2 protein-coding genes and 2 pseudogenes are annotated in these 4,877 nt (G+C 32.6%); 1 reads left to right on the top strand and 3 read right to left on the bottom strand.

Annotation, left to right across the window (positions count from 1 at the left end; genetic code table 11):
• The 3 genes and pseudogenes from A9G31_RS12100 to ppk1 form a co-directional block, all read right to left on the bottom strand.
• Positions 1-644, bottom strand: a pseudogene (locus A9G31_RS12100) (IS5 family transposase); the annotation flags it as partial.
• A 168-nt stretch (positions 645-812) separates the two neighbouring features.
• Positions 813-2,282 carry a Ppx/GppA phosphatase family protein gene (locus A9G31_RS07075; protein WP_081299375.1) on the bottom strand — a complete coding sequence of 490 codons (1,470 nt, stop codon included), beginning with the start codon at positions 2,280-2,282 and terminating at the stop codon, positions 813-815.
• A 64-nt stretch (positions 2,283-2,346) separates the two neighbouring features.
• Complete coding sequence (gene ppk1, locus A9G31_RS07070) at positions 2,347-4,404, bottom strand: polyphosphate kinase 1 (protein WP_065561042.1); 2,058 nt, start codon at positions 4,402-4,404, stop codon at positions 2,347-2,349.
• A 162-nt stretch (positions 4,405-4,566) separates the two neighbouring features.
• On the opposite strand from ppk1, the pseudogene A9G31_RS07065 reads away from it, so the two are divergent.
• Positions 4,567-4,877: pseudogene (locus A9G31_RS07065) on the top strand (transposase); the annotation flags it as partial.

The following is a 4,877-nucleotide window of genomic DNA, read 5'->3' as shown; positions in this document are numbered from 1 at the left end:
CATTCTCGACTAAATGACGATAGCGATAAAGGCACCTATCCATACTGCTTTTATCTATATCCTTACCATAATTACGTTTAGCAATCACCGTTCGTCCGCCTTTTTGACGAACAAAGCACCGAAAAGACTCGCTGTCATAACCTTTATCAGCTATCACTGTATTCACTTCATCGAGCCTTTCAACTAGGTTTTCTGCATAAGTGATATCATATGTCGTTGTCCTTCAGAAAGCTCAAAACAAATAGGCAAACCACCACTATCAACCGCAAGATGAATTTTAGTTGAATGACAACCACAGCTCTGACCTATTTGCTCGGAATGCTCCGTTGCAGCGCCTGTACTATGTTGATGAGCCCTGATAATCGAGCCATCTAGGAACACCCATTCAAAATCCGCTAGTTGTGATAAATGTTTGAAAATATCAACTAATATTCCTTTTTTAGACCACAAATTAAATCATCTATAGACGGTGCTCCATTCACCAAATTCTTCTGGCAAATCTCGCCAAGGAATACCGGTTCTCATTCGGAAAAGGCTCCCTTCAAACGTCATCTCAGCTCGGATTTATTATAAACTCGGTCGGTATTTTTCATTATTTGTAGTAGCTTTTCCCTCCGTTTATCTGTTAGCATTGTTCTTGGCATGATGAATCGAGTTATGGTTGTTTTTGGCTGAATTATTATAACTCACATCATGCCGTCTAAAAAATAATCACGAAAGATCAACACGCCCTAGTAACTAGTTAACTTATTTCTTGTTTCAATACCGCCAATTGATATGGCGATATTTTATATATAACTTGATTTTTATAATTAACAAACTACAATTGAAAGTTTCCAATCCTCAATGTCTTTCCAATATTTTTGTTCTTGTTCTAAATCAAGTAATATCAATTTATTATTTTCAACAAATTCCTGATTAATTTCTAAAGTCACTTTAGTTAGTTTATTTTTTAATAATTTTAGACGAAATGCTTGTAAATCAATTTCTGAATTTCGCTGATTATTGATGAGTATAGATAATCTTAGGATTTGCATTAGCGGTATTATATGTTTGTATTCAAACAAACTAAAATAAGGTATAGCATCAATATTGATCGACTTTCTATGGTGAAGAACAAGAGTAGATAGAAGTAATTGCTGTTCTTCGTTAAATCCGGGTAAATTACTATTTTTTAAAATATAGCTTGAATGTTTATGAACTGAAGAAAAGTTAATTTTTAACCCTACCTCATGTAACAAAGCAGCCCAATATAAAATAGATTCAAGGTTTGCCGGAACAGATATTGGTGCCTGTTGTTGCCATTGAGAAAATAAATATTTTGCCGTTTTAACAACTTGCGTAGCATGGCGTTGATCTATATTGTAATGTTCTGAAAGAGTTTGCGCGGTATTTTGTCTAATATCTTGGAAATTAGGACCTTCAATCAACTCATAAAGCACTCCTTCACGTAATGCGCATGAGCTAAATTGTAAAGTATTTAACCCAAATGCGTTAAATACCCCACTAAATATAGCTAGCCCGCTGACAAATATACTTTTTCTTTCACTAGAAAGTGAAGGATAGTCAATATCTTGAAAAGAGTTGAATTCTAAAACATAACTAATTAAATCATCGAGCCTTTTTGGGGTAATAATTCCATCACAAACCCCAATATCTAATAAGATACGATAAATAGACTTGATGGTTCCTGATGTACCAAATGCAACAGTAATATTTTGTTTTTTTATAATATTAATCAAGCTTTCAATTTGTTGTTCGGCGGCAAGCTTTGCTCGTTCAAATGAAATAACGTTAATTTTTTTTTCATGAAAAAACTGTTTAGCATAAGTTATGCATCCCATAGGGCGACTAGCAACAATCAACGGTTTTAGATCATTTCCTCTACCTATTGCAATTTCTGTAGATCCTCCACCGATATCTATTACAAATTTAGTATCATTTGTCGATGTTGATTCTGATGTCATAGTACCTAAATAAATAAGACGTGCTTCTTCTTGTCCTGATATGATTTCTATAGGAAATGGAAATACTTTAGCCGCAGCCATTAAAAATTTATATCTATTTTTTGCAATTCGTAATGTATGTGTTGCTACAACACGGACACGTTCAGGTGGAAATCCATTTAATCTTTCAGCAAATAGTGTAAGGCATTCAACACCTCGCATAATGCTTGATTCACTTAGATGGTTATTACTATTAAGCCCTGTGGCGAGATGAATATTTTTTTTATTTTTATAAATGATCTGTACAGCACCATCTATAATACGAGCAATAACCATGTGAAAACTATTTGAACCAAGATCAACTACCGCATATTCATTGAATTTATTCACTTTAAATCCCTTATTCAACCAATTCTAACTGTTTCAAATAATCATAAATGGCATATTGTGCTCTAATTTTTTTCTTATTACCTCTTTGTACATAATTATTAGTTGCATCTTTATCAATAATGCGAGCTTTTACATTATCATTACATTGAATATTAAAAATATTATGTATAGTTGATTTTATTATTGGGTCGAAGATTTTTACTCCCACTTCAATACGATTATCTAGGTTACGAGGCATCCAATCAGCAGAAGAAATATATGTGTCTTTTTTCCCATCATTTTCAAAAATATACACACGAGCATGTTCTAAAAACTGATCAACAATACTTGTCACAGTTATGTTTTGGCTTAAATTTGGAATTTGTGGTACCAAAACACAAGTTCCTCTTACAACCATTCTGATTTTTACACCAGCACAAGATGCACGATATAATTGATCTATCATATCTTTGTCGGTTATTGCATTAAGCTTTAAATAGATACCTGCTACTTTACCTGCTTTGACATTATTTATTTCTCGTTGGATAAATTCATAAAATCTCAATCGGGTATTTTGTGGAGAAACAAGTAAATGATGAAATGAAACTGGTTTAAATGGGTTTTCAATGAAATTAAATACATTTTTAACTTCATCTGTAATTACAGGATCGGCAGTTAATAACGAAAAATCGGTATAAATTCTTGCAGTCCTTTCATTAAAATTACCTGAACCAATATGGGCGTAACGAACAATTTCGCCATTTTCTTTACGATCAATCAAAAATAATTTGGCGTGGATCTTTAGTTTTGGTTGTGAATAGATAACTTTAATTCCACTACTAATTAATCGTTTTGCCCATTTTATATTTGCCTCTTCATCAAACCTTGCCTGTAATTCAACAACTACAGTGACCTTTTTACCATTATTGGCAGCATTAATTGCAGCGTGAATAAAACGGGAATCTTTTGCGACGCGATAGATATTCATGCGAATATGTGTAACAGATGGATCAAACGAAGCTTGGCGCATAATTTCTAATACATGTCCAAAAGAGTAGTAAGGATAATAAAGCAATACATCTCGATCTTTAATCGCATCAAACGAATTACGAAATTGTTTAAATCGATTATAACTTAGACTAGGAATTTTTTTATTTAACAGCCTTTTTTGTCCAAAGTCAGGAAATTTTACAAGATCTTTAAAATTAGGATAGCGTCCACTTGGCATTGCATCTTGCTCAGTTAATAACAATTTATTGATCAATAACTCAAATAATGCTTTGGGCATATCTTTTTGGTAAGTAAAACGAACAGGCTGTGCAGTCAAACGTTGTTTTAGACCTTGTGACATAAGTTCAAGCAAACTGTCTAACTCCGTATTTAATTCGTATTCAGCATCTCTATTAATATTAATTGAATAGGCATTTAATTCTTTGGCATCAAAAAAAACCTTAAAAATATCGGGTAAACAGTAACGTAATATGTTATCCAAAAAAATGATCGATTTATTTTTAGTTGAAATTTCTGACGGTAATAACACAAAACGAGAAATATTATCTGTCGGTAACTCAAGTAACGCATAATTGGTTTTATCTTCACAAATAATTTCTACAGCTAAATAGGCATGATCATCTTTCAAAAATTGAATAAGTTCGGTATGACTATCGAGTAAGATAGGGGTGATGTATTGCCTAAGATTTTGTTTATAAAAATTTTTTATCCAAGTTTCTTGGTAAGTTGAAAGTTGTCTTTCATTAATCAAAAAGATTTGATTTCTCGCCATTTCTAATAATAGTTCATTATAAAGTTGGTCAAACTGCAATTCTAGTTGAATAACTTTTTGGTTTACTTGACGTAATAGGTTTTTAGAGTTAGAAGATGAGTTGACTTGTTCTTGTTCAATAAGCACATATTTTTTTAAATTGGCAAACTGTACTTTATAAAATTCATCAAGATTACTTGAGTATATACCTAAAAAATGTATTCTTTCTATAAGCGGATTACTTTTATCAGCAGCTTCTTGTAAAACTCGTTGATTGAAAGATAACCAACTGAGTTCCTTAGGTAAATATACTTTTTCTTCTATCATTTTAATCTTTCAAACTCCATTAACAGTATTTTATACAGAATATCTTATGTAAAAAAAAAGCTAGCATGTTGCTAGGGCGTGTTGATCTTTCGTGATTATTTTTTAGCCGGCATGATGTAAGTTATAATAATTCAGCCAAAAACAACCATAACTCGACTCATCATGCCAATAACAATGCTAACAGATAAACGGTGGGAAAAGCTACTACAAATAATGAAAAATACCGGCCGAGTTTATAATAAATCCGAGCTGAGATGACGTTTGAAGGGAGCCTTTTCCGAATGAGAACCGGTATTCCTTGGCGAGATTTGCCAGAAGAATTTGGTGAATGGAGCACCGTCTATAGATGATTTAATTTGTGGTCTAAAAAAGGAATATTAGTTGATATTTTCAAACATTTATCACAACTAGCGGATTTTGAATGGGTGTTCCTAGATGGCTCGATTATCAGGGCTCATCAACATAGTACAGGC

Origin of the sequence: Gilliamella sp. Gris1-4 (assembly GCF_001690335.1) — a bacterium.
GTDB lineage: Bacteria > Pseudomonadota > Gammaproteobacteria > Enterobacterales > Orbaceae > Gilliamella > Gilliamella apicola_P.
Note: the sequence above shows the minus strand (reverse complement) of the source record. Positions and strands in the feature narration are given on the sequence as shown.